Source organism: Streptomyces sp. PT12, from assembly GCF_003311645.1.
In the GTDB taxonomy this organism is placed as follows: Bacteria; Actinomycetota; Actinomycetes; order Streptomycetales; family Streptomycetaceae; genus Streptomyces.
The window spans coordinates 152399-178240 of the sequence record NZ_QEST01000129.1 but is presented as its reverse complement, the minus strand read 5'-3'; the positions used below and the strand labels follow the sequence as shown (position 1 = coordinate 178240).

Here is a 25842-nt window from a genome sequence, read left to right as displayed (position 1 = left end):
CCGTTCGAGCGGGGCGGTGGGTCGGCCCAGGGTCACTCCACGGTGAGGCGGAGCACGGCGCCGTCGCCCAGGGCGAGCAGGTCCGTCGAGCCCGCGTCGGCGAGCAACGCCCCCGGCGCGGCGAGGTCGAGCACGGCGGCGGGGTCGGGCACCAGCGCGGTGCCGTGGAGCGGGATGCGCCACAGCCTGCCCTCGGCGCCGCCCGGCATCCACAGCGACCCCTCGCTGGCCGCGAGCCCCGTGGGCACCTCGCCTGGCAGCTCCCACACGTCGACGGGGTCGCCCTCGGGCACGACGGAGAACAGCCGCGCGCCGTCGTCGGCGGCGTCCACGACCCACATCCGGTCCTGATCCCACGCGATCCCGCGCACGTCGGCGTAGGGGCCTGGGGAGTGGACGACGGGCGGATCGCTGCCGTTCGGGTCGAGGCGCAGGACCTTGCCCGCGAGGGACGCGGTGTCCTCCGCGACGGCCGGGTCGCCCGCGTCGCCCGTCCCCGCGTAGAGGTAGCCGTCGGGGCCGAACGCCAGGGCGCCGCCGCCGCGCGCCCCGTCGCCCGCGAGCGGGAACGGATCGTCGATGAGCTCGGTCGGCGTCGCTCCCCAGGGCTCCCAGTCCCGGTCGGGGTAGTAGCGGAAGCCGGAGACATGGCCGCCGTCGGACGCGGCGTAGGAGACGAAGACGCCCACATAGCTGCCGGTGGCGGAGCGGGGCAGCGCCAGGCCCATGATCTCGCCCGGCACCTGGCCAAGCGGCGTCAACTCCCCTTCGCCGTCGGCCTGGTGCAGGAACACGGTGTCGCCGGAGGCGATCAGCAGGTCCTCGCTCTCGGGGACCTGGGCGAGGCAACAGGCGTCCACCGCCTGGTCGATGACCGGCTCGGGCGCCGCCGTCGCGCTCCCCGTGGCGGGCGCCGCGGTGGGCTCGGGCTCCGGCTCGCCCTGCGGCGGGTCGTCGGGGAAGAGGGGCGGCGGGGCCTCGTCGTCGCCGCCCTCGTCGCCGGGCCGCTGCTCCTCCTCGGCCGAACGGTCCTCGCGCTCCCCGCGGTTGGCCGCGGGGCCGACGGTGCAGCCGACGGCAAGCGCGCCCAGCGCGGCGAAGGCCGCCACGTGACGCGCAACGCGCCTTCCCCGCATGGGCAGCTGACTCTCCGCCTAGATCGACATGCCGTAGATGATGGTGAACAGCGTGCCGAGCGAGCCGATGATGAAGACGCCGGTCAGCCCGGCGACGATCAGGCCCTTGCCCTGCTCCGCGCTGAAGGAGTCCCGCATGGCGGTGGACCCGATGCGCTGCTTGGCCGCGCCCCAGATGGCGATGCCGAGGCAGATGAGGATGGCCAGCGCCATGATCACCTGCACCATCGTCCGCGCCTGGTCGCCCACCGCGGCGAACGGGCCCCAGTCCGGGGCGATGCCACCGATGATGTTGTCGATGCCATCCGGCTCTTCCTCGTTATCGTCCACGGGAACTCACCACCCAACTGGCTCTCGTACGGCACTCCCTTCGGATTGTGCCACGCCCGGGTGACAGAGGGGGAACCGGAAGTGATCCCGCGTCAGGCGCCGTTGCGGGGGAACGACCCGCTGTGATGTCCCTCGCGTGCCATAGTGCTGGTCAGGTCGCCGCGGATTGGGGAGAGTTGAGGGATGCGGAGGATCGTGCTGGCCGTGGGGGCCGGGGTCGGGGGGCTCGGCGGCTTCATGGCGTTTCTCGTCGTCGGGGTCTACGGCGCCGCGTCCGATCTGCCGGGCGGGGGCGGGGGCGGCGGCGGTGGGCAGCTGGCCCGTGACACCGTGCCCGAGGAGTACGAGCAACTGGTCGCCGAGTGGGGGAACTACTGCGAGACCCTCTCGCCCGCCATACTCGCCGCCCAGCTCAGCCAGGAGAGCGGCTGGCAGCCCGATGTGCGCAGCCACGCCGAGGCGCAGGGCATCGCGCAGTTCATCCCGAGCACCTGGGCGACCCACGGCATCGACGCCAACGGCGACGGCGTGGCCAACGTGTGGGACCCGCAGGACGCCATCCCGTCCGCCGCCCGTTACGACTGCTCCCTCGCGGGCTATGTGGACGACGTCCCAGGGGATCCCGTGAACAACATGCTGGCCGCCTACAACGCGGGCCCCTACGCCGTGATCCGGTACAACGGCGTCCCGCCCTACGAGGAGACGCAGAACTACGTCCGCATCATCCGCTCCGCCGAGGCCAGCTTCGCCGCGCCGCCCGAGGACGAGCCGCTGCCCGCGCTCGAGGCGGCGGCGGGCGCCGTGCACTTCGCGCAGGAGCAGCTCGGGACGCCGTACCAGTGGGGCGGCGACGGCACGGCCGAGGACGACGGGCGGTTCGACTGCTCGGGGCTGACCAAGGCCGCCTACGAGGAGGTCGGGATCGAGCTGCCGCGCATCGCGAACGATCAGTGGAACGCCGGTCCCCACCCCTCGCGGGACGAACTCCTGCCCGGTGACCTGGTGTTCTTCGCGTATGATCTTGACGACCCCAGGAGCATCCACCACGTCGGCCTCTACATCGGCGGCGGATACATGATCAACGCCCCGTACACCGGGGCCACGATCCGTTTTGACCCCATTGATTCCCCGGATTATTTTGGGGCCACCCGCCCCGCGGCGGCGTGAGCGCCCATCTACGTCCAGTGAGGTTCTGGCCAACGATTCCTCGCTGAACTGCGGCGACGCGTTGCTGTTCGATAACGCTGAGGTCGTCATTCGATGGACCTCGGCACTCCGGGGGAGGTACAGGGCGTTACCTGTACCGGAACAGGGGCTCCTCCTCCCTGCCTGCCTCGGCAGGGTCCCCCACGTCAGAAGGGGCCACAACGGCACATGGCTGGTCTCGATCAATTCGACAATCCAGACATCGAGTTGGATGTGCTCTACGGCATCAACGGCCTCGGCGAATCGCTCCCCGGCTGGGGCCGACGCGCCGTCAGCTTCGTAGGGGAGCACGGGATCCCCGTGGCCCTCGCGCTGCTGGTCATCGCCGCCTGGTTCCTCGTCAGGCGCAGGTCCGACGCCCATCAGGCGGTGGCCGGGGCCGCCTGGGCCCCTCTCGCGGCCGGGCTCGCGTTCCTGGCCAACGCCCCGATCCGCGACTTCGTCGCCCGGCCGCGCCCGTTCGTCGACCACCCGGATGTCGCGGTGCTCGTGCAGGGCAAGGACGGGTACTCGTTTGTGAGCGACCACGCGAGCGCCGCCATGGCGATCGCCGTCGCCCTGTTCCTGGTGCACCGCGTCCTGGGGGCGGTCGCGTTCGCGTTCGCGCTCCTCCAGGGCTTCGCGCGCGTGCTGCTCGGGGTGCACTACCCCAGCGACGTCATCGGCGGATACGCCCTGGGCACCGCCGTCGCGCTGCTGCTCGCGCCGCTCGCGCTCGGCGCGCTGACCCCGCTTGTGCGCCGGTGCGGCACGCGCCGGGGCCTGGGCTGGATCGCGCGCCCCCCTGGCGCGTCCCTGCCCGCCGCCCGCACGGCCGATCTGACAGAGCAGCGGAGCCGCCTGGCCGCCTGAGCGCGGGTGCGGACCCCGCTACCCCGCCGCGCTGTCGGCCATGTGCGCGGCGGCCTCGTCCCGCGCCAGTGGCCGGGAGCGGCGCGCCGGGCCGTACCAGCCGCACACGCAGCGGGGGGCGACAAAAGGGCCCCGCTCGGTGAGGACGACCCGGTGCACGGTCCCGGCCCCCGGCTCTTCGGGGTCCTTCGGCTCCCCCCGGGACGCCTCGTCTTCACCCTGGTCGCGCACCCCACCACCGTAACGGCCGCGGGGGCCCCTCGTTAGGCGGTTACGAATCCGGGACGACGGTTGCTGGGGGTGTCGGCAGGCCATGGCGCTACGGCGGCGTATGCGCGTCAACGAGCTGCTCGGCGCGCTGTCCGCGCTGGCGCTGCTGACCGCGGCGACCGGCTGCTCCGGCACCGGGGCGGCGGCCGAGGGCGACGCGCGCGAGGCGCTTCGCGGGGCGGTGGAGCGGCTGGCCGACTCGGGCAGCTCGCGGGCGCGCACCGCGATGGAGATGTCGTCGGGCGGCACGCGGATCACGCTGCGAGGGCGTGGCGGTTTCGACTACGGGGAGCGCAGCGGCGAGCTGCTGGTGACACTGCCCGACGGCGAGCCGGTCACGGAGGTGTTCGTGCCGGGGCGGCTGTACATGAAGAACCGGGGCGCGGGCGTTCCCCCCGACAAGTGGGTCGTGGTCGACGTCTCGTCGCTGGCCGACGGGAACCTCGTGACCGGCGGGGCGACGGACCCGCTGGCCGCCGCGGCGCTGCTCGGCGGGCTCGTGGCCGTCGACGACCTGGGGGAGGCCGAGGTGGGCGGCGAGACGCTGCGGCACTTCAGGGGGGTGACCGACATCGCCGCCGCGGCGGACGCGGCGCCGGGGCGGGTGGGCGACCAACTGGCCGCGGCCGTGGGCGGGTTCGCGGAGACGGAGGTGCCGTTCGACGCGTTCCTCGACGACAGGGGGCTGCCGCGGGAGATCACCCACCGCTTCCGCTTCGGGGAGCGGGGGATCGATGTGACGTCGACGGTCGAGCTCTACGACTTCGGCGCGCCGGTCGACGTCGTGCTGCCGGGTGATGGAGAGGTCTTCAACGGGGCCGTGGTGTGAGGGCGGGGCGTGCGGGCGCCGGGGGTCAGGTGCGGAGCAGGCGCGCGATGGCCGCGGTGGCCTCCTCGACCTTGGCGTCGATCTCGGGCCCGCCCTGCTCGGCGGCGCGGGCCACGCAGTGCCTCAGGTGCTCATCGAGGAGCTGGAGCGCGAACGACTGGAGCGCCTTCGTCGAGGCCGAGACCTGGGTCAGTATGTCGATGCAGTAGACGTCCTCGTCGACCATCCGCTGGAGCCCGCGGACCTGGCCCTCGATGCGGCGCAGCCGCTTGAGGTGGGAGTCCTTGTCCTTGCTGTAGCCATGCGGGCCCGCGCCGCCGGTCGCGTGATGCCCGGCGTCCCTGTGGGCGTCATTCGCCGCGACCGTCTCACTTGTGACCATTTCCGCCCTCCTGTGACTCTTATACCCCTGTCGGGTATAGCGTAACGAACGGCGGACGGGGCACCCAGTATCGTGCGGTCTCCGGGGCTCGGACACCCGGATCGGTTCATCTTCCATTCACTTATAACCGTCGATCGATTCACCTGATCAACCTACCGTCAGAGCGGAGCGGCGACGGAAGGGACTGAACGACAGTGAAGACACGCCTCGGCGCGGTGCTGGCCTGTGGCGCGCTGGTGCTCGTGACCGCCTGTGGCACCGACGACAACTCAGGGCTTCCCGGCGCGGTGGACTTCTCGCTCGACGGCCTTCACTGCGGCAGGACCGGCACGCTGCTGGCCTCGGGTTCGAGCGCCCAGGCCAACGCGATGGAGGTCTGGGTGAACACCTACCAGGCCAACTGTGAAGACAGCCAGATCAACTACAAGGCGACGGGCTCGGGCGCCGGGGTGCAGGAGTTCCTTCAGGGCACCACGGCCTTCGCGGGCTCCGACTCGCTGATGACCGACTCCGAGATCGAGGAGTCGCGCTCGGTGTGCCGGGACGGCGGGCGCGCCATCCACCTGCCCATGGTCGCCGGGCCCGTGGCCGTCGGCTTCAACCTCCCCGGCGTCGACGACCTCGTCCTCGACGCCCCCACCCTGGCCCGGATCTTCGACTCCCGCATCGCCCGCTGGAACGACCCCGCCATCGCCGAGCTCAACCCCGGCGCCGACCTGCCCGACGTGCCGATCACGCCGTTCCACCGCTCCGACGGCTCGGGCACGACCGACAACTTCACGTCGTATCTGCACGCCTCGGCGCCCGATGCCTGGCCGCACGAGCCGGACAAGGCGTGGAAGGGCCACGGAGGCCAGTCCGCCGACGGCTCGTCGGGGCTTGTCGGCGTGGTCAAGCAGAACGTCGGCGCCATCGCCTACTTCGAGCTGTCCTACGCCCATCAGAACGACATCAGCACCGTCCGCATCGACACCGGCGCGAGCGAGCCGGTCGAGGCGACCGTGGAGAACTCCTCCAACGCCGTCGCCGAGGCCGAGGTCACGGGGACCGAGGGCGACCTCGCGCTCCAGCTCGACTACGCGACCCGCGAGGAGGGCGTCTACCCCATCGTCCTGGTCACCTACGAGATCGCGTGCGATCGCGGCAACGCCCCCGAGACCCTCGACCTGACCAGGGCGTTCCTCGCCTACATGGCCGGTGAGGACGGGCAGCGGGCGCTCGGCGAGATCGACTACGCGCCGATCTCGGGCGACATCATCCAGCAGGTCCGCCAGCGCGTCGACGCCATGGCCTGACGACCGGAAGCACCATGTCATCACCCTCAGCCCCGCCCCCGTCCCCCTCCCCACCGCCGTCGCCCCTGAAGGAGGCCGGGACCCGGGGCACCACGCGCCTGGGCGACCGGATCTTCAGCGGCCTGTCCAAGGGCTCAGGCATCGCGCTGCTGGTGATCATGGCCGCGATCGCCGTCTTCCTCGCCATCCGCGCGGGCATCGCGATCGCCGCCGACGAGGGCAACTTCCTGACCACGTTCGAGTGGGACGCCAACGCCGACCCGCCGCGCTTCGGCATCGCCGTCCTGCTGTTCGGCACGGTCGTCAGCTCGGTCATCGCCATGGTGCTCGCCGTGCCGGTCGCCGTCGGGATCGCGCTGTTCATCTCGCACTACGCGCCGCGCCGTCTTGCCACCCCGCTCGCCTATGTGGTCGACCTGCTCGCCGCCGTGCCCAGCATCGTCTACGGCCTGTGGGGCGCCCTCTACCTGGTGCCGCGCATGACGGGCCCGTTCCAGTGGCTCGACGACGTCCTCGGCTGGACCGGGGTCTTCGCCTACGACGGCACCCCGGCCCGCTCCCTGATGACCGTGGGCCTGCTGCTCGCCGTGATGATCCTGCCGATCATCACGAGCGTCACGCGCGAGGTCTTCCTCCAGACGCCCAAAGCCAACCAGGAGGCAGCGCTCGCGCTCGGCGCCACGCGCTGGGAGGTCATCCGCATGACCGTGCTGCCCTTCGGGCGCTCGGGCGTGATCAGCGCGTCCATGCTCGGGCTCGGGCGCGCGCTGGGCGAGACGATGGCGGTGGCCACCGTTCTCTCGCCGAGCTTCCTGATCAACGCCAGCCTGCTGGAGTCGGGCGGCGGCACGTTCGCCCAGAACATCGCCAGCCAGTTCAAGGAGGCCGGATCCATGGGCCGGGACGCGCTGATCGCCTCGGGCCTCGTCCTCTTCCTCCTCACCCTGCTGGTCAACGGCGTCGCCCGGCTGATCATCGCCCGCCGCAAGGAGTACTCGGGAGCCAACGCATGAGCGGAACCACCGTCCCCGCCGACGAGGAGGCGAGCAGGGGGCCAGCCGTCGGCCGGGTCGCGCTGCGCAGGCCCCGGCTGCCGCGCTGGTCGCTCGCCGCCCTTGCCCTCGGCTCGGCCGCCCTGGGCACGGGCGTCGGGCTGGTCGCGCGCCTGGACAGCAGGGGCCAGTGGGGCCTGATCGCGGCGCTCGTCTTCGTCGGCGCGACGTTCGCCCTCTCCGCCTCCGTCGAGGGCCGCCGCCACGCCGCCGACCGGCTGGCCGCGATCCTCGTGTGGGCGTGCTTCGTCGTGGCCGTGGTCCCGCTCGCCTCGCTCGTGTGGGAGACCGTCGCGCGCGGCATTCCCGGCGTGAGCTGGTACTTCCTGACCCACTCGATGAACGGCGTGCTCAGCTGGCAGGAGGGCGGCGGCATCTACCACGCCATCCTCGGCACCGTCCAGCAGGTCGTCCTCGCCTCGGTGATCGCGATCCCGCTCGGCCTGCTGACCGCCGTCTACCTCGTGGAGTACGGGCGCGGGCGGCTGGCCAGGGCGATCACGTTCTTCGTGGACGTGATGACCGGCATCCCCTCGATCGTGGCCGGGCTCTTCGTCCTCAGCCTGTGGATCATGATGCTGGACTTCGGCTACTCCGGCTTCGCCGGGGCGATGGCGCTCGCCATCCTCATGGTGCCGATCGTGGTCCGCTCCACCGAGGAGATGCTCAAGCTGGTGCCCGACGAGCTGCGCGAGGCGTCGCTCGCGATGGGCGTCCCCAAGTGGCGCACGATCCTCAAGGTCGTGCTGCCCACCGCGATCGGCGGGATCACCACCGGCGTGATGCTGGCCCTGGCCCGCATCGCGGGCGAGACCGCGCCCATCATCCTGCTGGTCTTCGGCAACAACATGATCAACGGCAACCCCTTCGAGGGCGCCCAGTCGTCGCTCCCGCTCTATGTCTACGAGCAGTGGGGCTTCGGCACCGAGCAGGCGTTCGACCGCGCCTGGGCCGCGGCGGCCGTGCTGATCGCGTTCGTCATGATCCTCAACCTGGTGGCCCGCGGCATCGCCCGCTGGAAGGCCCCCAGGGGCGGGCGCTGAGAAGAAGAAGGAGAAGACGAACCCATGGCCAAACGGATCGACGTCCAGGCGCTGACCGCGTACTACGGGGCGCACAAGGCGATCGACGGGATCACCCTGCATGTGGAGCCCGCCTCGGTGACGGCGTTCATCGGCCCGTCGGGCTGCGGCAAGTCCACCTTTCTGCGCACCCTCAACCGCATGCACGAGGTCACCCCGGGCGGCCGGGTCGAGGGCAAGGTGCTGCTGGACAACGAGGACCTCTACGGCACCGGCGTCGACCCGGTCTCGGTGCGCCGCACGGTGGGGATGGTGTTCCAGCGGCCCAACCCGTTCCCGACGATGTCCATCTACGACAACGTGGCGGCCGGGCTCAAGCTCAACGGCATCAAGTACCGCAGGTCCGAGCTCGACGACATCGTCGAGAAGAACCTGCGCGGCGCCAACCTGTGGAACGAGGTCAAGGACCGCCTCGGCCGCCCGGGTTCAGGGCTCTCGGGCGGCCAGCAGCAGCGCCTGTGCATCGCGCGGGCCACCGCAGTCGAGCCCGATGTGCTGCTGATGGACGAGCCCTGCTCGGCGCTTGACCCCATCTCCACGCTCGCGATCGAGGACCTGATCGACAAGCTCAAGGCCGAGTACACGATCGTCATCGTCACCCACAACATGCAGCAGGCGGCCCGCGTCTCCGACCGCACCGCGTTCTTCAACCTGGCGGCCATCGGCGAGCCGGGGCGGCTGATCGAGGTGGACGCGACGGAGAAGATCTTCTCCAACCCGTCCGTGCAGGCCACCGAGGACTACATCTCCGGCCGCTTCGGCTGAGCGGGCGAGACCCGGCGCGGGGCAGCGGGGGAAGCCGGACGGCCCGCCCCTCCCCGTTGCGGGGAAGGGCGGGCCGTCCGTCGTACGCGCGGGCCCTCAGGCCGTGCGGTAGGCGTCGACGATCGTCTGGACCGTCGTGTTGCCCTGGCCGTCCTCGAGCGAGACGCGGAACGACACGGTGCCGCCCGCCTCGGGGTTGGCGACCTCGAAGGCGTCGCCATCGACGGCCGCCTCCGCCCAGGTCGCGCCGCCGTCCGTGGACACCTCGACGGTCAGCGAGGCAACGTTGCCCCCGGCCGCCGCGCCCCGCACCGTCAGCGGCACCGACCACACCTGGCCCGCGGGGGCCGTGCTGTCGAGCGCCAGCTCGGGCGCAAGCCGCACCACCGACACCGGCACGGGGACGGGGCCGTCCTCGGGCCCCGCGGCCGAGGTGAAGGTGAACGCCGTGGTGATCTCCGTCGAGACGGACGCGGTCGGCACGCCGTCATCGCCGCCCCGCGTGACGGTGCTGACCAGCTCGTACGCGCCCTCGTCCGCGGGTAGCTCGAACACCGAGGCGTCCAGGATGTCGTCGACCACCGCAAGCTCCTCGCCGTCCCGCAGGAGCGTCGTGGTCGCGGCGTCGTACTGGCTGAAGCCCGAGTGGTCCGCGCCGTCGGAGAAGGGGTTGATCGCGCCGTAGAGGTCGTTGCCGAGCCGGAACAGGCCGCCGTCCTCGCCGATCCTCGGCCCGAACACCCCGACGTTGAAACGCTCCCGGTACGCCTCGCCCGCCGCGTACTCGGCGGGCTCGGTCACGGCGCCCGCGGCCGCGAAGACCTCGGGGTCGGTCTGAAGGAACTCCTGCGTCCACGTCCCCACGCCCGCCTCCACGAACACCTCGGTGGTGCGAGGCAGCGCGTGCTCGGTCGCCGACGCCATGGACAGCAGCGAGTTGACGGTGAACAGCACGCCGGTGACGCCGTCGAGCGACGCGCCCTCCTCGGTGGTGACGCGCGCGAGCGCCGACTCCTCGGTCTCCTTCTCAAGACCGGTGTAGAACGCGCCCTGTTGCTGGTGCGCCCCGTGGTACTCGGCGCCCTCGGCCGCCCATGTGGTGCCCGCGTAGCCCGAGATGGACCAGCCGTCGCCCGGCTCGCCGAGCTGCGCGGTGCGCAGGCCATCGGGCAGGCCGCCCGCGCTCCACGCCGAGTCGAACGTGGTCTGACCGTCCCGCGCGAGCTGATAGCCCACGGTCAGATCGGTCTGGGTGGCGCCGTCGACCGGCATCGTGAAGTCGATCGCCCCGGCCGCCGACGCGTCGGCGGCCACCGCGGTGTCCTCGGTGAGCGCGATGTACGGCTCGAGCAGCCAGTCGACGCCGAGCAGCTCGGCGCCGTCATCCGAGGAGCGGAAGACGCTCGTGTCCACCTGGTACGCGCCCTCGGGCAGCCGGATCGACCCGGTGCCGGTCCCGGGGTCGACCACCACGTCGTGGAACTCGAGCGTCTCCAGGTCGATCGCCATGCCCCACCAGTCGGTGGCGGGCGCGCCGTCGCGGTCGGTGACGTCGACCGCGATCTCGAACAGCTGCTCCTCGCGGACGACCGCGCCCGCGGTGCGCACCGTCTGCCCGTCGTCCGATGTGGCCGTCACATACGACGTGTACGCGCCATAGACCTCGCCGCCAGGGGTGGTGTCGGCGGTGATCCGCACGGTCGCGGTGCCGCCCGCGGGAACGGTGACCTCGTCGGCGCTGAGCGTGAACATCCCCTCGGGCGCGGCCTCGCCGTCGGGGCCCGTGCCCGTGCTGGTCAGCGCGAGGGTGAGGTCCTGCTCGCCCGCGTTGCGGTAGGTGAGGTCGCGCGTGATCGGCTCGGCGTCCTCGTGCGGCCACGGCACCGAGCCGAAGCCGATCGAGACCGGCTCGGCGGTGACCGTCTGGGTCAGCGCCGCGGGCACGTCGATGCGGCCCGCGCCCTGCTGGAACGCGCTGTAGCCCTCACCCGGCACGGCAGAGGCGGTCAGCGCGGCCTTGATCTCCTCGCCGGTCAGCCCGGGGTTCGCCTGCGCGAGCAGCGCGGCCGCGCCCGAGGCGTGTGGCGTCGCCATGGAGGTCCCGTCAATCGCGACATAGCCGTCGGCGACGGGCGTTCCGTAGTCCCAGATCGCCGCGCCATCGGCCCCCGCGGCGGCGATGGCCACGCCGGGGGCGGTGACGTCGGGCTTGACGGCGCCGTCCCTGGCGCGCGGCCCGACGGACGAGAAGTCGGCCAGGGCGTCGGACTTGTCGACCGCCCCCAGGGTCAGCGCGGCGTCGGCCGTGCCGGGGGAGCCGACGGAGCCCGGCGCGGGGCCGCTGTTGCCCGCGGCGATGACGAACAGGGCGTCGGACTCGGCGGAGAGGGCGTTGACCGCCTCCTCCATCGGGTCGATCTGGGGGCCCGCAGCGCCGCCCAGGCTCATGCTGACCACGTCGGCGCCTTCGGCGACGGCCCACTCCATGCCCGCGATGATGTCCGACTCAAAGCCCGAGCCCGAGTCGTCGAGGACCTTGGCGTTGATGAGCGAGGCGCCGGGCGCGACGCCCGTGTAGGTGCCGCCGGCGTGCGCGCCCGTGCCCGCGGCGGTGGACGCGACGTGCGTGCCGTGGCCGTCGCGGTCGTGGGCGTCGGGGGACTCCGAGAAGTTCTGCTCGGCGACCACCTTGCCCGCGAGGTCGGGGTGTTCGTCGTCGACGCCCGTGTCGAGCACGGCGATCGTGGTGCCGGTGCCGTCGTACCCGGCGTCCCACGCCTCGGGGGCGCCGATCTGCGGAACGCTCTCGGCGAGCGTCTTCTCCACGATGCCGTCGAGCGCGATCGTGGCGATGCCGGGCGCGACGGCCAGCGGCCTCTCGCCCGCCGCCTCCTCGGTCAACGCGGCCCACACGGCCGCGATCTCGTCGTGCGGGACGGTCACGGCCTCGGCGTCGATCGCGGCGAGCCCTGTGCCTTCGGCGTCGGCGAGCGGCCCTTCGGCGAGCGCGCGCGGCCGTTCGCCGTCGTATCCGACGATCAGCGGCAGCCCCTCGGCCGCGCGGTAGGGCGCGCGGGCCAGGCGCGCGACGTCGAACAGGCGCCGGTCGAGCGTGCCGTCCGCGATCAGCGGCACGACGTCCGCGGGGATCACATGCGTCGAAGAGCCGTCGGCCGATGGCAGGACGCGGAACGGCACCGTCTCACGGCCCTCGGCGCGGATCAGCCCGCTGGGGCGGCCGTCGGCGTCGAGGACCACCTGGTCCCCGGTGATCAGCGGCACCCGCGCCGACCCGGGCGCGCCGCCCTGGGCGTTGCCGAGGGTCCCGTGCCCGCTCCCGTGCCCGCTCCCGTGTGCGGCCTGGGCGGTGGCGGGGCCCGTGGAGCCCGCGAGCAGCGCGGCCGCGACGGCCGCGGCGGCGGTGGCCGCGCCGAGGCGCGGCGGGCGTATGGAGCGCCGGTTCTCTCTTGACTTGTACGTCAACTGTCCCCCTGATGACAGGAATTGGGCGGGGTTCGTCCAGCCCCCCGAGAAATCCTGTCCGAGATCCCGGACCGGGACCCGGGTCGCCGGCGGGGGGATGGGTGAGGGTCCTGTGAACCCGTGGGTGCTCGCGGCGCTGCCGGGACGGAGTCGCGGGGTGCTAAGGGAGCGCCAGGCTCACCAGGGCGTAGCAGAGCGCGGCCACCGCGCCCGCCGCTGGCATCGTCACGAACCAGCCCGCCACGATGTTCTTCGCGACCCCCCAGCGCACCGCGCTGATCCGGCGCGTGGCGCCCGAGCCCATGATCGCCGCGGTGATCACATGGGTCGTGGAGACGGGCGCGTTGAACACGTACGACGCCGCGTACAGCACGGACGCGGCCGTCGACTCCGACGCGAAGCCGCGCGGCGGATCGAGCTCGATGATCCGCCGCCCCAGCGTGCGCATGATGCGCCAGCCGCCCGCGTAGGTGCCAAGCGACAGCATCAGCGCGCAGACGACCGTCACCCAGGCCGGGATGCCGTCGCCCTCGTCGGAGACCTCGGCGATCACCAGCGCCATGGTCACCACGCCCATGGTCTTCTGCGCGTCCTGGAGCCCGTGCCCCAGCGCCATGCCCGCGGCCGACACCGTCTGCGCCATGCGGAAGCCGCGCTGCGCGCGGTGCGGGTGGGCGCGGCGGAAGAGCCACAGGATGGCGACCATCACCAGGAAGCCGAGCAGCAGCCCGATGACCGGCGAGACGATCATGGGCAGCACGACCTTGGTCAGCACCCCACCCCAGTGCACGGTCGACGCCCCGGCGAGCGCGCCGCCGACCAGGCCGCCGACCAGCGCCTGGGACGAGGAGGACGGCAGCCCGTACCACCAGGCGACGAGGTTCCAGGCGATGGCGCCGACGAGCGCGGAGAACAGGATGATCATGCCGCGTTCGCCGGTGGGCGCCTCGATCAGCCCCTCGGCGACGGTCTCGGCGACGCCCTGGCCGAGGAACGCGCCCACCAGGTTCATGAACGCGGCCATCGCGACCGCGATGCGCGGGGTCAGCGCCCGCGTGGAGATCGAGGTGGCGACGGCGTTGGCCGCGTCGTGGAAGCCGTTGGTGTAGGTGAAGAGCAGCGCCGTGCCGACGACGACGACCAGGGCCAGGGTCTCCACGGTGGTCTCAGGACTCCTTGACCACGATCGTCTCCACCGTGTTGGCGACGGACTCGAACGCGTCGGCGGCCTCTTCGAGCACGTCGACGATCTGCTTGAGCTTCATGACCTCGATGGCCTCGTAGCTGCCGTTGAAGAGGTGGGCCAGGAGCTTGCGGTGGATCTGGTCGGCCTGGTTCTCCAGGCGGTTGACCTCGATCCAGTACTCGTCGAGGTTCCGCATGGTGCGCAGCCGCGGCATGGCCTCGGCGGTCAGCTCGGCGGCCCTGAACAGCACCTCGATCTGCTGGTCGACGCCCTTGGGCAGCTCGTCGATCCCGTAGAGGACCACGAGGTCGACGGCCTCCTCCATGAAGTCCATGATGTCGTCGAGCCGCGAGGCGAGCCGGTAGATGTCCTCGCGGTCGAACGGGGTGATGAACGAGGAGTTCAGCTGGTGGAAGATCGCGTGCGTGGCGTCGTCCCCCGCGTGCTCGGCGGCCCGCATGCGCTCGGCGAGGTCCACGCGCGTAGCGGCATCGGCCCCCAGCAGCTCCATCAGCAGCTTCGAGCCACTGAGAACGTTGTCGGCAGCGGTGGCGAACAGCTCGTAAAAGCTTGTCTCCCGGGGAGTCAGGCGAAAGCGCACTGCAATTCCTCTGCCGTTCATCATGCGAGTGTCCCCGCCGATGCTAAGGGCAGAACCAGGGCGGGGCTAACCCCGTGCCGGTGGATCGGCCAAGCGCCCGTCGATTCGTTATCGATTCCCGTTCCACGGCCCGTACGGGCCGTCGCTGCTGCTCCGGCCGCCGCCCCTGCCGCCGCCGGAGACCAGGCGCAGCGCGGGGCGGACGTCCACGAGGTAGACGATCGTGGCGATCGTGCCCACGAGAAGGAAGAGGATCCCGCCGAGCAGGGCCTGCACGGCCACCGCGACGCCCAGGATGATCAGCCAGAACGACTTGGTCTGCTTGTCGGCGGCGCGGAAAGCGTCCTCGCGCTGGAGCGCCGCGTGCACCAGGGCGAACGCGCTCATGACCAGCAGCCCGAGGAACAGGTAGCTCACCAGGGAGCCAAAGCCTTGCAACAGCATGCCGTCCACACTCCGTCCGTTCGCCTGCCGTCCCTTACCACGCTACCGGCCGGGAGCCGGAGCGCGTAATGCTCGCGGCCTGGCCGTGCGCACCGGTCCCTCAGTCCTTGGGGGGCATCTTCTTCGGGGCGCCCTTGCGGGGCGCGGTCTTCCTCGGGGTCCGCGGCCGCGGCTTGGGCGCGGGCGCCGCCTCGCCGACGGGCTCGCTGACGGGCTCGGTCACGGGCTCGGTCACGGGCTCCGTCACGGGCTCGCTGACGGGCTTCGTCACGGGCTCGGTCGCGGGTGTCCGCGCCTTCGGCTCGGTGACGGGCTCGGTGAAGGGCGGCTGCCCGGCCCGCTCCACGGTCACGTCGGCGCCGTCGGCCGGGGCGCCCTCGGCCCTGCGGCGCTCGACCACGGTCTTGCCGCGCTCGGCGAGCCCGTCGTAGGTCTCGCGCGCCCGCACCGCGTACTCGAGCGCGATGCCGACGCCCTGGAGCGCGGCGTGCTGGGCGCGTTCGCGCAGCTTGGGCAGCCGCTCGGGCGCCTCGGCGCGCAGCCGGTCGAACGTCGCGGGCAGCTCGCGCAGCTTCTGCGCGGCCAGGTCGGCGGTCCCGGCGGCCACATAGAGCGGGGTCGAGCTCGACAGCGTCCTGCGGAGGTCATCGGTCAGGGGCATCAGGGGTTCTCCTTGCGGAACGACTCATAGATGTGCAGCAGGGACTGCTTCTGCTGCTCGGTGAGGCCCGGGTCGGCGTCGATCGCCTCCCGCACCCCCGGTGGCTTCCCGGCGTCGGCGTCCTGCGCCCGCTCGTCGAGGATCCCGGCCCGCACATACAGCGTCTCGGCCGAGATCCGCAGACCCTTGGCGATCTGCTGAAGGATCTCCGCGCTCGGCTTGCGCAGCCCGCGTTCGATCTGGCTGAGGTAGGGGTTGGACACCCCGGCCGCGTCGGCCAGCTGCCGCAGCGACAGCTTGGCCTGCCGACGCTGCTCCCGCAGGAACGCGCCCAGATCGCCGACACCCAGTGAAGCCATGTCCCCCAGGGTGCACCCGTGCGCTAGCAATTGCAAGCGGAGCTGCTTGCGGCAGCCCGCACGGGGCTTCCGCCGCGCGGGCGCGGGGCGAGGCTGGCCCTTCGTGACTGCTGGGTCGGCCTTGGGCCACGAGGGAGTGGGGCACCCGGCCGAGGCGTGACCTCGTGGCGGGCGAGAGGCCCGCCCTTCTTCCGCGTTCGCGTTCATCGGGAGTTGCGGGTCAACGGGATGCTGCCGGGCATCCTGGCGTAGCGCCCCGAACTCGCCCCGGTGATCGATGAGTTGCGCCGCGAGCGCGAGCGGATCGCTGCGCTCGTCGAGGAGTTGAGGGCGGTCATCGGCGACGACGGCGCCGGGCCCGCGCGCGTGGCGGCGGAGGTGGACCGGCTCATGGCCGAGCTGAACCGCCATCTCGACCACGAGGAACGGAAATTGACAGCCGTCCTGGACGGGGCGGCCTAGCCTGGGGGGTATGTCGCACGCCAAGACGTCGTTTGTCTGCCTGCCGTGCCGGGCCGCGTACAAGCAGCGGTACCCCCGGCTCGGCGACCCGGCGCGCGTCTGTCCGCGCTGCGCCGGGGCGCTGATCCATGTGGGCTCGGCCTTCGCCGCGCCCAAGCGGCGCGACGCGGCGGCCTGGCGGGCGCTCTCGGTCCTGCTGAACGCGGGGGTGCGATTCCACAAGAGCTGCTGCGGCGGCCCGGGCTTCCGCCCCCGCACCCCGCGCGAGGTGCGCGAGCGGCTGACGCATGCGCGCCGCTCGGGCGAGTCGTTCCGGCGGGCGCTGACGCGGCCGGATGTGCCGTAAGGGTGGTGCCCTGCGGGCGGCTATGACGACGGCTGCCGAGGGTCAGGTGGTGTTCGTTGTCGCCCGCTGTTGCTGTTGCGTGGGGGGTGCGGGTCAAAGATCGGCACCTACGGGAGGGAGGGTGGTGGGTGGCGGTCGTCCCGGTCACCGGTCGGCTTGCGGATGTCTGGGACCGTTCGCCGAACGGGCGCGGCCGCGTCGCTTGTCGGCGGCCGACCTGCCGGGGCCGGTTGCGGTGGCGCGCACCCTTCGGGCCTGCCCTGGCCGCCGCTCTCGTCGTTCACCGCGCGCACGTTGAGCTGATGCAGTGGGCCGGTCCGGGGCCGGTGCGCGCGTCCAAGCGCGGGCCCTTCGCGTTCGCCCGGCTCAGCAACGCCTCGGTGGCGCCGACCAGTTGGTCGAAGGGGCCCCTGTGGGTCAGCGTGGCGTAGTGCCCAGCGGGCAAGGGTGCCGGTGGTGATCTCCGCCTCGGGGGCGGGGCCGAGGACGTTAGTCACCGGGACGCCCGCCTCGATGTCCAGGGCCCGTTCCACGCCGATCACGCGGTATCCGAGGAACGGCGCACCCTCGGGCTCGACGCCCCGGCCCGCGAGCCAGCCGATGACCTCGGGGATGCGGTCGGCGATCGAAGGGATCGTGTCCATGGTGACCCGGACCCTGATCGCGGCACAGGGCCGCTCGGGCCTTTCGGTGACGGCAGCCATGACCGTGGGGACCCCGTGGCCCGCCCGAACTCATCGCCCGGTGGGCGCGGGCAGCGGCCGCCCGGACAGCTCGGCCGCCTCTCCTGGCGGAACGCCGAGCATGCGCAGCAGCAGCGCCGCCATGCGTTCGCCGTCGCCAGGGCCCGCGCCCACCGGGTCACGCAGGCGCAGATCGACCAGGCCGAGCAGCGCCCCGCACGCGGCGGACAGCGCCACCACCGGGTCGTCGACGGCGAAACGGCCCGCGTCCACGCCCCGTTCGATGTCCCGCAGCACGCGTGGGGCGAGGCCATCGCCGCGCGGAACCTGGCCGAGGCCGCTGTGCCGCAGCACCCGCATCAGCTCGGGGTGCGACTCCACCATGGCGATGGTCAGCCTGACGCTGGCCGCGAACCGCTCGGCCGGGTCGGGCAGCGACCCCACCACCGCGTCGAGCTCCCGGCCGTAGTCGTCGAGCGCCTCGGCCACCGCGGCGTTGAACAGCTCGGCCTTGGACGAGAAGTGGTTGTAGAACGAGCCGAAGCCGACATCCGCGCGCTCCGCGATCCGCTGGATGCTGATGTCGCCCGTGCCCCGCTCCGCCAGGATGCGCCGGGCGGCGTCCACCAGGGCCTGGCGGGTCGCGGCGCGGCGGCGCTCGAAGCGGTTGGGCGCCTGCGCCGTCGGCCTTCCGGTCCGCTGTTCGGGCATGAGCCCATCATCACACCACGCCGGGCGCCCCGGGCGACCGGCCGAGCAGCGCGTTCATGGCCGCCGTGAGCCGGGCGTGCGGATCGCGGTCCGCGCCGGGCGCGCGCCACCCGATGAAACGGTCGGGGCGCACCAGCACGGCGCCCTCGGGGCCGTGGCCGCGCCAGCGCGTCCATGTGGAGCGCGGATCGCGGTAGTCGCCGTCGAGGTGGCCGATGCGCACGGCCGTCAGCGGCAGCCCGGTGTGGGCCGCGACCTTCTCGGCCGCCTCGCACCACTCCCGCCCCTCCTCGCCCGCGATCAGCAGGAACGCGCCGGGGCGTATGAGCCGGGCGACCGGCAGGGCGTTGCCGTCCAGGTCGGTCAGCCAGGCGTGCGGCAGCGGATGGCCGGGGCGCGCGGAGGGCTGGTGTATGCGCACGGGGTCGGGGTTGTGCGCGGGGGGCGTGCCGTCGGGGACGACCGCGCCGGTCTCATAGGTGTAGCCGAACTCCACGCCCAGCTCGTTGAACTCCATCGACTGCGCGGCCACCGTGCGCAGGAACGCCCGGCGCGCCCCGCGGTCCTCAGGCGACGTGCCCCACAGGCGGCGGGCCAGCCGCCAGTTCTCGGCCGGGGTCCTGCCGGGGCCGCCGCCGAAGTGGGCGGTGATCGCCAGCTGGTTGCGGGCGCTGGCGAGCGCCCTGCGCACGCCAGCCGCTGCGACCGGGCGGCGCTCGGCCTCGTAGCTGTCGAGGAGCGCGTCGTCGGCGTGGCCGCGCAGCACGGCGGCCAGCTTCCATGTGACGTTCTGCGCGTCGTGCATCGCCGACGTCAGGCCGAGGCCGCCGGTCGGCGGGTGGCGGTGGGCCGCGTCGCCGATGAGCAGCACGCGCCCGGCGCGGAACCGATCGGCGAGCGCCCCCTGCACCGCCCAGCGCGAGAGCGCGCGCACCGTCGCGCCCTCCACCGCGGGGCCCAGCGCGGCGCGCAGATCGGCGAGCACGGCGGCGTCGTCCAAGGCGCGCGGGTCATCGGCGGGGTAGTGCAGATGGAACACCCACTCCTCCGACTCGGGCCCCCAGCGCCGGGGACCCATCGGCACAAGCACCCCGCCCGTGCCCAGGTCGGGCAGCCACAGCCAGCGGATCAGCACCTCGGGGTCGCGCGCCCAGCGCGAGAGATCGGCGCTGAAGTGGAACGACACCATGCGCGCCACATCGCGCGCCCCCCGGTGCGCCACCCCAAGAGCGGGACCCACCGTGCGCCCTCCGTCGCACCCCAGCAGGTAGCGCGCCCGCACGCGGTGCGCCTCGCCGGTGCCCAGGTTGGTCACGGAGGCGGTCACGGCGCCGTCGTCGTCGTTCAACGCGGTCAGCTCGTGGCGGAAGCGCAGCGCCCCCGGGGGCGCGAGCCGCTCGGCGCGCGCCCTGAGCAGGGGCTCGAGGCGGTGCTGCGGGAGGTTGGCCTGGCGCTCGGGGCTGGCCGCGAGCCAGTCGGGGGAGCGGCCGCCGCCGCCCCAGGACTCCAGGAGCGCGACGCGGCGGCCATGGTCGGGCCCTTCGCCGCTGCCTCCGCTGTCGTTGCGCTCGTTGTCGTCGCTGTTGCTGTCGCTGTTGCTGTCGCTGTCGCTGTCGCCGGAGAGGCCGACGTACCAGCCCGAGTACGCCATCTGTTCGGCCGGGGTGCCCGCGGCGTACACCGCGTCGGCCAGGCCCACGTCGCGCAGGATCTCCATCGCGCGCTGGTTGAGCACATGCGCCCTGGGCAGCGGCGACGTCCCGGGCGCGGCGTCGACCAGCAGGAAAGGGATCTCCATGCGGGCGAGCAGCAGGGCGGCGGTCAGCCCTCCCGCGCCGCCGCCGGCGATGAGGACGGGGACATCGATGTCGTTCGTCACGGGACGCCTCCCAGCGGGGCGCGACAACGCCGGTGGAACAGCACGACCGAAGTGATGAGATCATCAAACGTGATGGAGGCACCGTCAAGACAGCCCTCTGCCGAGGGGGCGCGCGCTCAGGCGCTCAGGCGTGGTGTGCGGCGCGCGGCTCCTCCGCGTGCCCGGCGTGTGCCGCGCGCCCGGCGTGTGCCTCGTGTGCCTCGTGTGCGGCCGTGATCAGCTCGGTGGCCACCTCGAGGGCCGAGAGTCGCTTCTCCTCGGGGTCGGCGTCGATGTCGCGCAGCGCGAACACCCCGGCATGCAGCGTGAACAGCGCGCTCGTACAGCGCATCCGGTCGGTGAGGGTGGCGTCGTCCGGCTCCATGAGGTCGGCGAGCACCATCATGCGCTCCTTGATGTCCACGCCGGTGCGCAGCTCGCGCAGCGACGCCTGGTTCTCCTGGAGGAAGCGGAAGAGGGGCGCCGCGTCGCGCAGCGCGGCGCTGTAGCGCGCCATGACCTCACGCTTGGACTCCAGCGTGCGCGGCTGGTCGCGCGCCCAGTCCACCACGGCGTCGAGTGGCCCGGTGAGGTCGTCGAAGAGGCCGATGAGGATGTCCTCCTTCGTCCTGAAGTGGTAGTAGAGCGCGGCCTTGGTCACCTCGAGGCGCTCGGCGATCTCGCGCAGCGACGTCTTCTCGTAGCCCCGCTCCGCGAACATCTCCAGGGCCACGTCCTGGATGCGCTGCCGAGTGTCCGACCTGCGCGGGCGGGCGCTGCTGCTCATCGCTTTACTCCAAACTTACTTGACGACCGGCTAGTGTCTCTCTTACCGTCTCCAGAGTACTGAACTAGCCGGTCGGCAAGTAAGCCGGGAAAGCGGGGAACGGTGTCCCACCACACGACGGAGGCGGTGGAGCCGGTGGCCCGGCCACGCCAGCGCAGCGTGCGTGTCGTGCTGATGGCCCTGATGGTCGCCATGATGCTGGCGATGCTCGACAACATGATCATCGGCACCGCCATGCCGACCATCGTGGGCGAGCTCGGCGGCGCGGCCCATCTCTCGTGGGTCGTGACCGCGTACACGCTGGCCACCGCCGCCTCGACGCCCCTGTGGGGCAAGGTCGGGGACATGTATGGCCGGAAGGGCGCGTTCCTGGTCTCGATCGTCATCTTCCTGATCGGTTCCGCCCTTTCCGGCGTCGCCCAGGACATGACGCAGCTCATCGCCTTCCGCGCCGTCCAGGGGCTTGGCGCCGGTGGCCTGATGGTGGGCGTGATGGCGATCATCGGCGACCTGATACCGCCGAGGGAGCGCGGCAGGTACCAGGGCATGATCGCGGGCGTCATGGCGCTCGCCATGATCGGCGGGCCCGCGCTCGGCGGCGTGATCACCGACCACCTGGGCTGGCGTTGGACGTTCTACATCAACCTGCCGCTCGGCGCCCTGGCCCTCGCCATGGTCACCGCCGTGCTGCACCTGCCCAAGAAGCCGAGGCCGCAGGCGCGCATCGACTACCTCGGCGCGGCGCTGCTCACGGTCGGGATCACCGCGATCGTGCTGGTCACCACGTGGGGTGGCACCGAGTACGCCTGGGGCTCGGCCACGATCGTCGGTCTCGCCGCGCTCGGCGTGGCCGCGCTCGCCGCGTTCGTGTACTCCCAGACCAGGGCCGCCGAGCCGATCGTCCCGCTGCACATATTCCGCAGCCGGAACTTCACGTTGATGGCCGCCATAGGCTTCGTCACCGGCTTCGTGATGTTCGGCGCGACGCTCTACCTGCCGCTGTTCCAGCAGGCCGTGCAGAGCGCGTCGGCCACCAACTCCGGGCTGCTGCTGATGCCCATGCTGCTGTCGATGATGGCCGTCTCGCTCGTCGCGGGCCGCGCCACGACCCGCACGGGGCGCTACCGGATATTCCCCATAGCGGGGGGCGCGCTCATGGCGACCGGCCTGTTCCTGCTGTCCACGATGGACACCGGCACCTCCCGGCTGACCGCGGGCGTGTACATGGCGGTGCTGGGCGCGGGCATGGGCTTCCTGATGCAGATCACCATGCTGGTCGCGCAGAACAGCGTCGAGCTCAAGGACATGGGCGTCGCCTCATCCACCAGCACGCTCTCCCGCACGCTGGGCAGCTCGTTCGGCGTGGCGCTCATGGGCGCGCTGTTCACCGGGCGGGTCACCGATGTCATGGGCGAGCGCGGCGGGGCCGCGGCCGCGGGGGCGACCGAGCAGTCCGCGCAGCTCGACGCGGAGAGCCTGGCCGCGATGCCCGCCGCGGTCCGCGAGGCGTACCAGCAGGCGGTGGCCTCGGGCACGCACCAGGCGTTCCTGCTGGGCGCCGGTGTCGCGGCGCTCGCGTTCCTGCTGGCGCTGCTGGTCAAGGAGGTCCCGCTGCGCGGCGGCCCCGCGCCGAAGCCCGAGGGCGAACGCACCGAGGCGTCGGGCGAGCCGGTCGCGGTCAGCGGCTGATCCGCCTCCGGCGCCGCCCCGCGCCGCCCCGCGCCGCCCGCGCTCGCGTGCACGCCGCAGCCGGGGGCGTGGGGCACCTGGCCGTGCAGATCGCGAAGGCGCGCGGCGCCCGCGTGAGCGGGACGGCGAGCGCCGCCAAACACGACGATCCCGCGGTCGCTGACGAGGCGGCCGAACAGGGCCTGCGCACCACGGCGTTCATGGTCGAGCCCGACCACGCGGGGCTTGTCGAGCTGGCCCGCCTCGCCGAGTCGGGCGCGCTCACCGCCGAGTTCGCCGATGTCCTCCCCCTCGCCGAGGCCCCGAAGGCCCACCGCCTGCTCGAGTCCCACCACACCACGGGCAAGGTTGTGCTGACGCCATGAGCGACGAGGGGGCGGAGGTGCGGAGCGTGCCGCGGCGCCCGAGCCGCTGGGGTTCACGCCGGAGGGGCGCGAGCGGCTGGCGTTCGTGCCGGGCGATGTGCCGCCGCCGCGCGGGGTGGCCTGCCGCCGCGCGAGTGGGTCCGCTCCCCGCAGGGGCGTACGCTGCCGCGCCGGGCGGCTCCGCAGCGTGGGGTGAGGCGCGTACGGCCGCCGCGCCAAGCGGCTTCGCTCCGCGCAGGGGAACGAGCAGGGGGACTATTCGAACAGGTCCAGGAGTTCCGTGCGGCCGAACATGCGCGCCGTGTCGATCGCCGACGGCTGGCCCGCCGCCGGGTCCGCGCCCGCTTCGAGCAGGACGCGGACCACCTCGACCGAGCCCTTGAACACCGCGCCCGCGATCGGCGTCTGGCCCTTGTCGTTGCCCCGGCCCGGCTCGGCGCCGCGTTCGAGCAGCACCCGCACCGTGTCCGCGTGCCCGTGGTACGCCGCGAGCATCAGCAACGTATCGCCCTTGTCGTTGCTGAGGTTCGGCGGAACGCCCGCGTCCACGTAGGCCGCCACCGTCGCGGTGTCCCCCTGGCGGGCCAGATCGAAGATCTTCGCCGCCAGCTGAAGCACCTCCGGGTCGTGCGCGGGCTCGTTGCTCTCCGGAGCGGGGCCGGTCATGGGGACGTCCTCCTGGGTAGCGCTGGGTCGTACCAGCCTACGTACTCTGGACGCCGTGCTCGCCTCGCTTGCCTCTTTCGCGCGCGCGGTTCGCCGGGAGCCGGTGCTTCCGCTGACGGGGCTCGTGCTGCTCTTCGACATCGGCACCCTGCTCGTCGAGCCCGAGCGCGGCGGCTGGGCGGTGGCGCTCGGCGCCCGTGCGCTGCTGGTCGCGAGCTGGGGCGCGCTGGCGTTCAGGCGGCGGTGGCCCCTGCCGGTTGCCGTGGCGATCCTGGTGTGCGCCATGGCGTTCTTCCCGCTGTCCCAGGTCGACGGCGCGACGCCGCTCGTCTGCTTCATGGTCGCCATCTACACCGTCGCCAGGGCCGGTCAACTGGCCGCCGTCATCACGCTGTTCGTGACGGTCATGCTGGCCATCGGCTACGGCGAGTTCGTCCTTGTCGACCACGGCGGCAAGCGCGAGGTCGACAACATGGCGATCGCCCTGATCGGCGGCTGGTTCCTCAGCGCGATCGCGTTCGGGCACGCCATGCGCGTACGCCGGGCATATCTGAACGAGACCGAACAGCGCGTGCGCTCGGCCGAGCGCGAGCGCGACGTGCGCGCCCGCCAGTCCGCCACCGAGGAACGGCTCAGGCTCGCCCGCGAGTTGCACGACGTCCTCGGCCACAACATCTCGCTCATCAACGTCCAGGCCGCCGCCGCCCTGCACCGCAGCGCCAAGCGCCCTGGCCAGACCGAGGAGCTGGTCGCCGCGCTCGAGTTCGTCCGCGACGCGAGCAAGGAGGCGCTGCGCGAGCTGCGCGCGACCCTCGGCGTGCTGCGCCACGTGGACGAGAACGCCCCGACCGCGCCCGCGCCCGCCGGGCTCGAACGCCTCGGCGAGCTGGCCGACCGGGCCGCCGCCACCGGGCTCGGCGTCCGCGTGGACGTGAGCGGCGCCCCGCCCGTCGTGCCCCCGCAGATCTCGCTCGCGGCGTACCGGATCGTTCAGGAGTCGCTCACCAACGTCACGCGCCACGCCGGTGCCGAGGGCGCCGCCATCACCGTGGACTACGCGCCGGGCGAGCTGCGGGTCACCGTCGAGGACGACGGGCGCGGCGCGGCCGACGCGCAAGAGGGCAGCGGCATCGCGGGCATGCGGGAGCGCGCCAGGGCGCTGGGCGGCGAGCTGACCGCGCGCACCACCGCGACCGGCTTCCGCGTCGCCGCCCGCCTCCCCCTGCCCCCGCGGCCCGATGCCCCGGCCGCGCCCGATGCCCCGGCCGCGCCCGAATAGGTTGCGGGCGCGCCCCCGAAGGACGGCGCCACCCCCGTCGCGGAACGGTGACCTCGCGCCGGTGAGGCCGCCCCGGCGCCCCTGGACGTGCGCCGTCGGTGAACCCGGGGGCGAGCGGACCGCTCCTGGCGCCGTTTCACCGAACGCGTGACGCCGTGGTGCGGCCAGCGCCCGTGCCGCACCGTGGACTCGAGCAGTCCAGGCGGGGCCCGGCGATCTCAACGGGCCCCGCACGCCTCGCGCCGGTGAGGCCGCCCGCCCAGGGCTACGCTGAACGCCATGACCGCCCGCATCTCCGTGGTGCTCGCCGACGATCAGAAGCTGGTCAGGGCGGGCTTCCGTTCGATCCTCGAGGACGAGGACGACATCGAGGTCGTCGGCGAGGCGTCCACCGGCACCGAGGCGGTCGCGCTCGCGCGCCAACTGCGCCCCGACATCGTGCTGATGGACATCAGGATGCCCGAGGAGGACGGCCTCGCCGCCACGCGCGGGATCGTCGCCGACGAGCGCCTTGCCGGGGTCAGGGTCGTCATCCTCACGACGTTCGACGTGGACGACTACGTGTACGGGGCGCTGCGCGCGGGCGCGTCCGGGTTTCTCGTCAAGGACACCGAGCCCATGGAGCTGCTGCACGGCATCAGGGTCTGCGCGCGCGGCGACGCGCTGATCGCGCCCGCGGTGACGCGGCGGCTGATCGCCGAGTTCGCGGGCCGAGCCCGCCAGCCCGACCCCGCCCGGAGGCTCGCCGCCCTGACCGAGCGTGAGCGCGAGGTGATGGGCCTGGTGGGCGCGGGCCTGACCAACGACGAGATCGCCAGGCGGCTGGTGCTGAGCCCGGCCACCGCGAAGACCCACGTCAGCCGGATCATGACCAAGCTCGACGTCCGCGACCGGGCCCAACTCGTCATCCTGGCCTATGAGACGGGCATGATCACCCCCGGCTGGATGAGCTGACCCCGAGGGCGGGTCGGGGTCGGGACGCCGCCCCCCTAGGGGTGGCCCTGACGACCACGGGCGTATGCCCCCCTGCGGGGGCGCAACCGCTGGGGTAGCGCGGGTGACC

At 72.7% G+C, this 25842-nt stretch carries 28 protein-coding genes; 13 read left to right on the top strand and 15 right to left on the bottom strand.

Going from position 1 to position 25842, the window contains the following annotated elements; genetic code table 11:
- Window positions 1–32: 32 nt before the first annotated feature.
- Window positions 33–1109, bottom strand: a complete 1077-nt coding sequence (locus DEH69_RS14545) for a PQQ-dependent sugar dehydrogenase (protein WP_113687365.1) — start codon at window positions 1107–1109, stop codon at window positions 33–35.
- A gap of 45 nt (window positions 1110–1154) precedes the next feature.
- Complete coding sequence (locus tag DEH69_RS14540; protein ID WP_113687364.1) at window positions 1155–1466, bottom strand: hypothetical protein; 312 nt, start codon at window positions 1464–1466, stop codon at window positions 1155–1157.
- A gap of 183 nt (window positions 1467–1649) precedes the next feature.
- Here DEH69_RS14540 and DEH69_RS14535 point away from each other — a divergent pair, with 183 nt between their 5' ends.
- Both DEH69_RS14535 and DEH69_RS14530 read left to right on the top strand, forming a co-directional pair.
- On the top strand, window positions 1650–2633 hold the full coding sequence (locus tag DEH69_RS14535) for a bifunctional lytic transglycosylase/C40 family peptidase (RefSeq protein ID WP_113687363.1): 984 nt from the start codon (window positions 1650–1652) through the stop codon (window positions 2631–2633).
- A 207-nt stretch (window positions 2634–2840) separates the two neighbouring features.
- Window positions 2841–3524 (top strand): phosphatase PAP2 family protein, encoded by a 684-nt coding sequence (locus DEH69_RS14530; RefSeq protein WP_113687362.1) that lies wholly within the window; start codon window positions 2841–2843, stop codon window positions 3522–3524.
- A gap of 18 nt (window positions 3525–3542) precedes the next feature.
- On the opposite strand, the gene DEH69_RS14525 is transcribed toward DEH69_RS14530, so the two are convergent.
- Window positions 3543–3755: a hypothetical protein gene (locus DEH69_RS14525; protein ID WP_113687361.1), complete on the bottom strand. Its 213-nt coding sequence runs from the start codon at window positions 3753–3755 to the stop codon at window positions 3543–3545.
- 82 nt (window positions 3756–3837) lie between these two features.
- On the opposite strand from DEH69_RS14525, the gene DEH69_RS14520 reads away from it, so the two are divergent.
- Complete coding sequence (locus tag DEH69_RS14520; protein ID WP_113687360.1) at window positions 3838–4623, top strand: hypothetical protein; 786 nt, start codon at window positions 3838–3840, stop codon at window positions 4621–4623.
- A gap of 25 nt (window positions 4624–4648) precedes the next feature.
- Here the strand turns inward: DEH69_RS14520 and DEH69_RS14515 are convergent, their stop codons facing one another.
- Window positions 4649–5005, bottom strand: a complete 357-nt coding sequence (locus DEH69_RS14515; protein ID WP_113687359.1) for a metal-sensitive transcriptional regulator — start codon at window positions 5003–5005, stop codon at window positions 4649–4651.
- A 194-nt stretch (window positions 5006–5199) separates the two neighbouring features.
- On the opposite strand from DEH69_RS14515, the gene pstS reads away from it, so the two are divergent.
- The 4 genes from pstS to pstB are packed head-to-tail and all read left to right on the top strand — an operon-like array spanning window position 5200 to window position 9199.
- Window positions 5200–6300 carry a phosphate ABC transporter substrate-binding protein PstS gene (gene pstS / locus DEH69_RS14510; protein WP_113687358.1) on the top strand — a complete coding sequence of 367 codons (1101 nt, stop codon included), beginning with the start codon at window positions 5200–5202 and terminating at the stop codon, window positions 6298–6300.
- 14 nt (window positions 6301–6314) lie between these two features.
- A complete protein-coding gene (gene pstC, locus DEH69_RS14505; RefSeq protein ID WP_113687357.1) occupies window positions 6315–7313 on the top strand; it encodes a phosphate ABC transporter permease subunit PstC in 999 nt (332 codons plus the stop codon).
- A complete protein-coding gene (pstA, locus tag DEH69_RS14500; RefSeq protein ID WP_113687356.1) occupies window positions 7310–8395 on the top strand; it encodes a phosphate ABC transporter permease PstA in 1086 nt (361 codons plus the stop codon). The genes pstC and pstA overlap by 4 nt, the downstream gene beginning before the upstream one ends.
- A 24-nt stretch (window positions 8396–8419) precedes the next feature.
- Entirely contained in the window at window positions 8420–9199 is a 780-nt protein-coding gene (gene pstB / locus DEH69_RS14495; RefSeq protein WP_113687355.1) for a phosphate ABC transporter ATP-binding protein PstB, read from the top strand.
- A 96-nt stretch (window positions 9200–9295) separates the two neighbouring features.
- Here pstB and DEH69_RS14490 read toward each other — a convergent pair whose 3' ends face one another.
- The 6 genes from DEH69_RS14490 to DEH69_RS14465 form a co-directional block, all read right to left on the bottom strand.
- Entirely contained in the window at window positions 9296–12682 is a 3387-nt protein-coding gene (locus DEH69_RS14490; protein ID WP_113687354.1) for a S8 family serine peptidase, read from the bottom strand.
- A gap of 160 nt (window positions 12683–12842) precedes the next feature.
- Window positions 12843–13841: an inorganic phosphate transporter gene (locus DEH69_RS14485; RefSeq protein ID WP_113687353.1), complete on the bottom strand. Its 999-nt coding sequence runs from the start codon at window positions 13839–13841 to the stop codon at window positions 12843–12845.
- Window positions 13842–13848: 7 nt separating this feature from the next.
- The gene (locus DEH69_RS14480) at window positions 13849–14469 is read right to left on the bottom strand and encodes a DUF47 domain-containing protein (protein WP_113687352.1); all 621 of its coding nucleotides are present in this window, start codon (window positions 14467–14469) and stop codon (window positions 13849–13851) included.
- Window positions 14470–14577: 108 nt separating this feature from the next.
- Window positions 14578–14913, bottom strand: coding sequence for a DUF2516 family protein (locus DEH69_RS14475; protein ID WP_113687351.1), 336 nt, complete (start codon window positions 14911–14913; stop codon window positions 14578–14580).
- 100 nt (window positions 14914–15013) lie between these two features.
- Complete coding sequence (locus DEH69_RS14470) at window positions 15014–15574, bottom strand: hypothetical protein (protein WP_113687350.1); 561 nt, start codon at window positions 15572–15574, stop codon at window positions 15014–15016.
- Window positions 15574–15933: a helix-turn-helix domain-containing protein gene (locus DEH69_RS14465; RefSeq protein WP_113687349.1), complete on the bottom strand. Its 360-nt coding sequence runs from the start codon at window positions 15931–15933 to the stop codon at window positions 15574–15576. The genes DEH69_RS14470 and DEH69_RS14465 overlap by 1 nt, the downstream gene beginning before the upstream one ends.
- A gap of 270 nt (window positions 15934–16203) precedes the next feature.
- Between DEH69_RS14465 and DEH69_RS14460 the strand changes: the two genes are divergently transcribed.
- A complete protein-coding gene (locus tag DEH69_RS14460; protein ID WP_113687348.1) occupies window positions 16204–16395 on the top strand; it encodes a hemerythrin domain-containing protein in 192 nt (63 codons plus the stop codon).
- A 10-nt stretch (window positions 16396–16405) separates the two neighbouring features.
- On the top strand, window positions 16406–16741 hold the full coding sequence (locus DEH69_RS14455; RefSeq protein WP_113687347.1) for a deoxyxylulose-5-phosphate synthase: 336 nt from the start codon (window positions 16406–16408) through the stop codon (window positions 16739–16741).
- A gap of 107 nt (window positions 16742–16848) precedes the next feature.
- Here DEH69_RS14455 and DEH69_RS30990 read toward each other — a convergent pair whose 3' ends face one another.
- From DEH69_RS30990 to DEH69_RS14440, 4 genes are all read right to left on the bottom strand, one after another.
- Complete coding sequence (locus tag DEH69_RS30990; RefSeq protein WP_147255581.1) at window positions 16849–17445, bottom strand: hypothetical protein; 597 nt, start codon at window positions 17443–17445, stop codon at window positions 16849–16851.
- A gap of 30 nt (window positions 17446–17475) precedes the next feature.
- Window positions 17476–18135, bottom strand: a complete 660-nt coding sequence (locus tag DEH69_RS14450; protein WP_113687346.1) for a TetR/AcrR family transcriptional regulator — start codon at window positions 18133–18135, stop codon at window positions 17476–17478.
- A gap of 10 nt (window positions 18136–18145) precedes the next feature.
- Window positions 18146–20014, bottom strand: a complete 1869-nt coding sequence (locus DEH69_RS14445; RefSeq protein ID WP_113687345.1) for an FAD-dependent monooxygenase — start codon at window positions 20012–20014, stop codon at window positions 18146–18148.
- A 124-nt stretch (window positions 20015–20138) separates the two neighbouring features.
- Window positions 20139–20780 (bottom strand): TetR/AcrR family transcriptional regulator, encoded by a 642-nt coding sequence (locus DEH69_RS14440; RefSeq protein ID WP_113687344.1) that lies wholly within the window; start codon window positions 20778–20780, stop codon window positions 20139–20141.
- Window positions 20781–20954: 174 nt separating this feature from the next.
- Here DEH69_RS14440 and DEH69_RS14435 point away from each other — a divergent pair, with 174 nt between their 5' ends.
- On the top strand, window positions 20955–22469 hold the full coding sequence (locus tag DEH69_RS14435; RefSeq protein ID WP_113687411.1) for an MDR family MFS transporter: 1515 nt from the start codon (window positions 20955–20957) through the stop codon (window positions 22467–22469).
- Between the two features lie 47 nt (window positions 22470–22516).
- On the top strand, window positions 22517–22834 hold the full coding sequence (locus DEH69_RS14430; RefSeq protein WP_309302794.1) for a zinc-binding dehydrogenase: 318 nt from the start codon (window positions 22517–22519) through the stop codon (window positions 22832–22834).
- 255 nt (window positions 22835–23089) lie between these two features.
- Here the strand turns inward: DEH69_RS14430 and DEH69_RS14425 are convergent, their stop codons facing one another.
- Window positions 23090–23500, bottom strand: coding sequence for an ankyrin repeat domain-containing protein (locus tag DEH69_RS14425; RefSeq protein WP_113687343.1), 411 nt, complete (start codon window positions 23498–23500; stop codon window positions 23090–23092).
- 103 nt (window positions 23501–23603) lie between these two features.
- Between DEH69_RS14425 and DEH69_RS14420 the strand changes: the two genes are divergently transcribed.
- Together DEH69_RS14420 and DEH69_RS14415 are read left to right on the top strand one after the other, a co-directional pair.
- Window positions 23604–24779: a sensor histidine kinase gene (locus tag DEH69_RS14420; protein ID WP_113687342.1), complete on the top strand. Its 1176-nt coding sequence runs from the start codon at window positions 23604–23606 to the stop codon at window positions 24777–24779.
- A gap of 279 nt (window positions 24780–25058) precedes the next feature.
- A complete protein-coding gene (locus DEH69_RS14415) occupies window positions 25059–25733 on the top strand; it encodes a response regulator transcription factor (protein ID WP_113687341.1) in 675 nt (224 codons plus the stop codon).
- Window positions 25734–25842 lie beyond the last annotated feature (109 nt).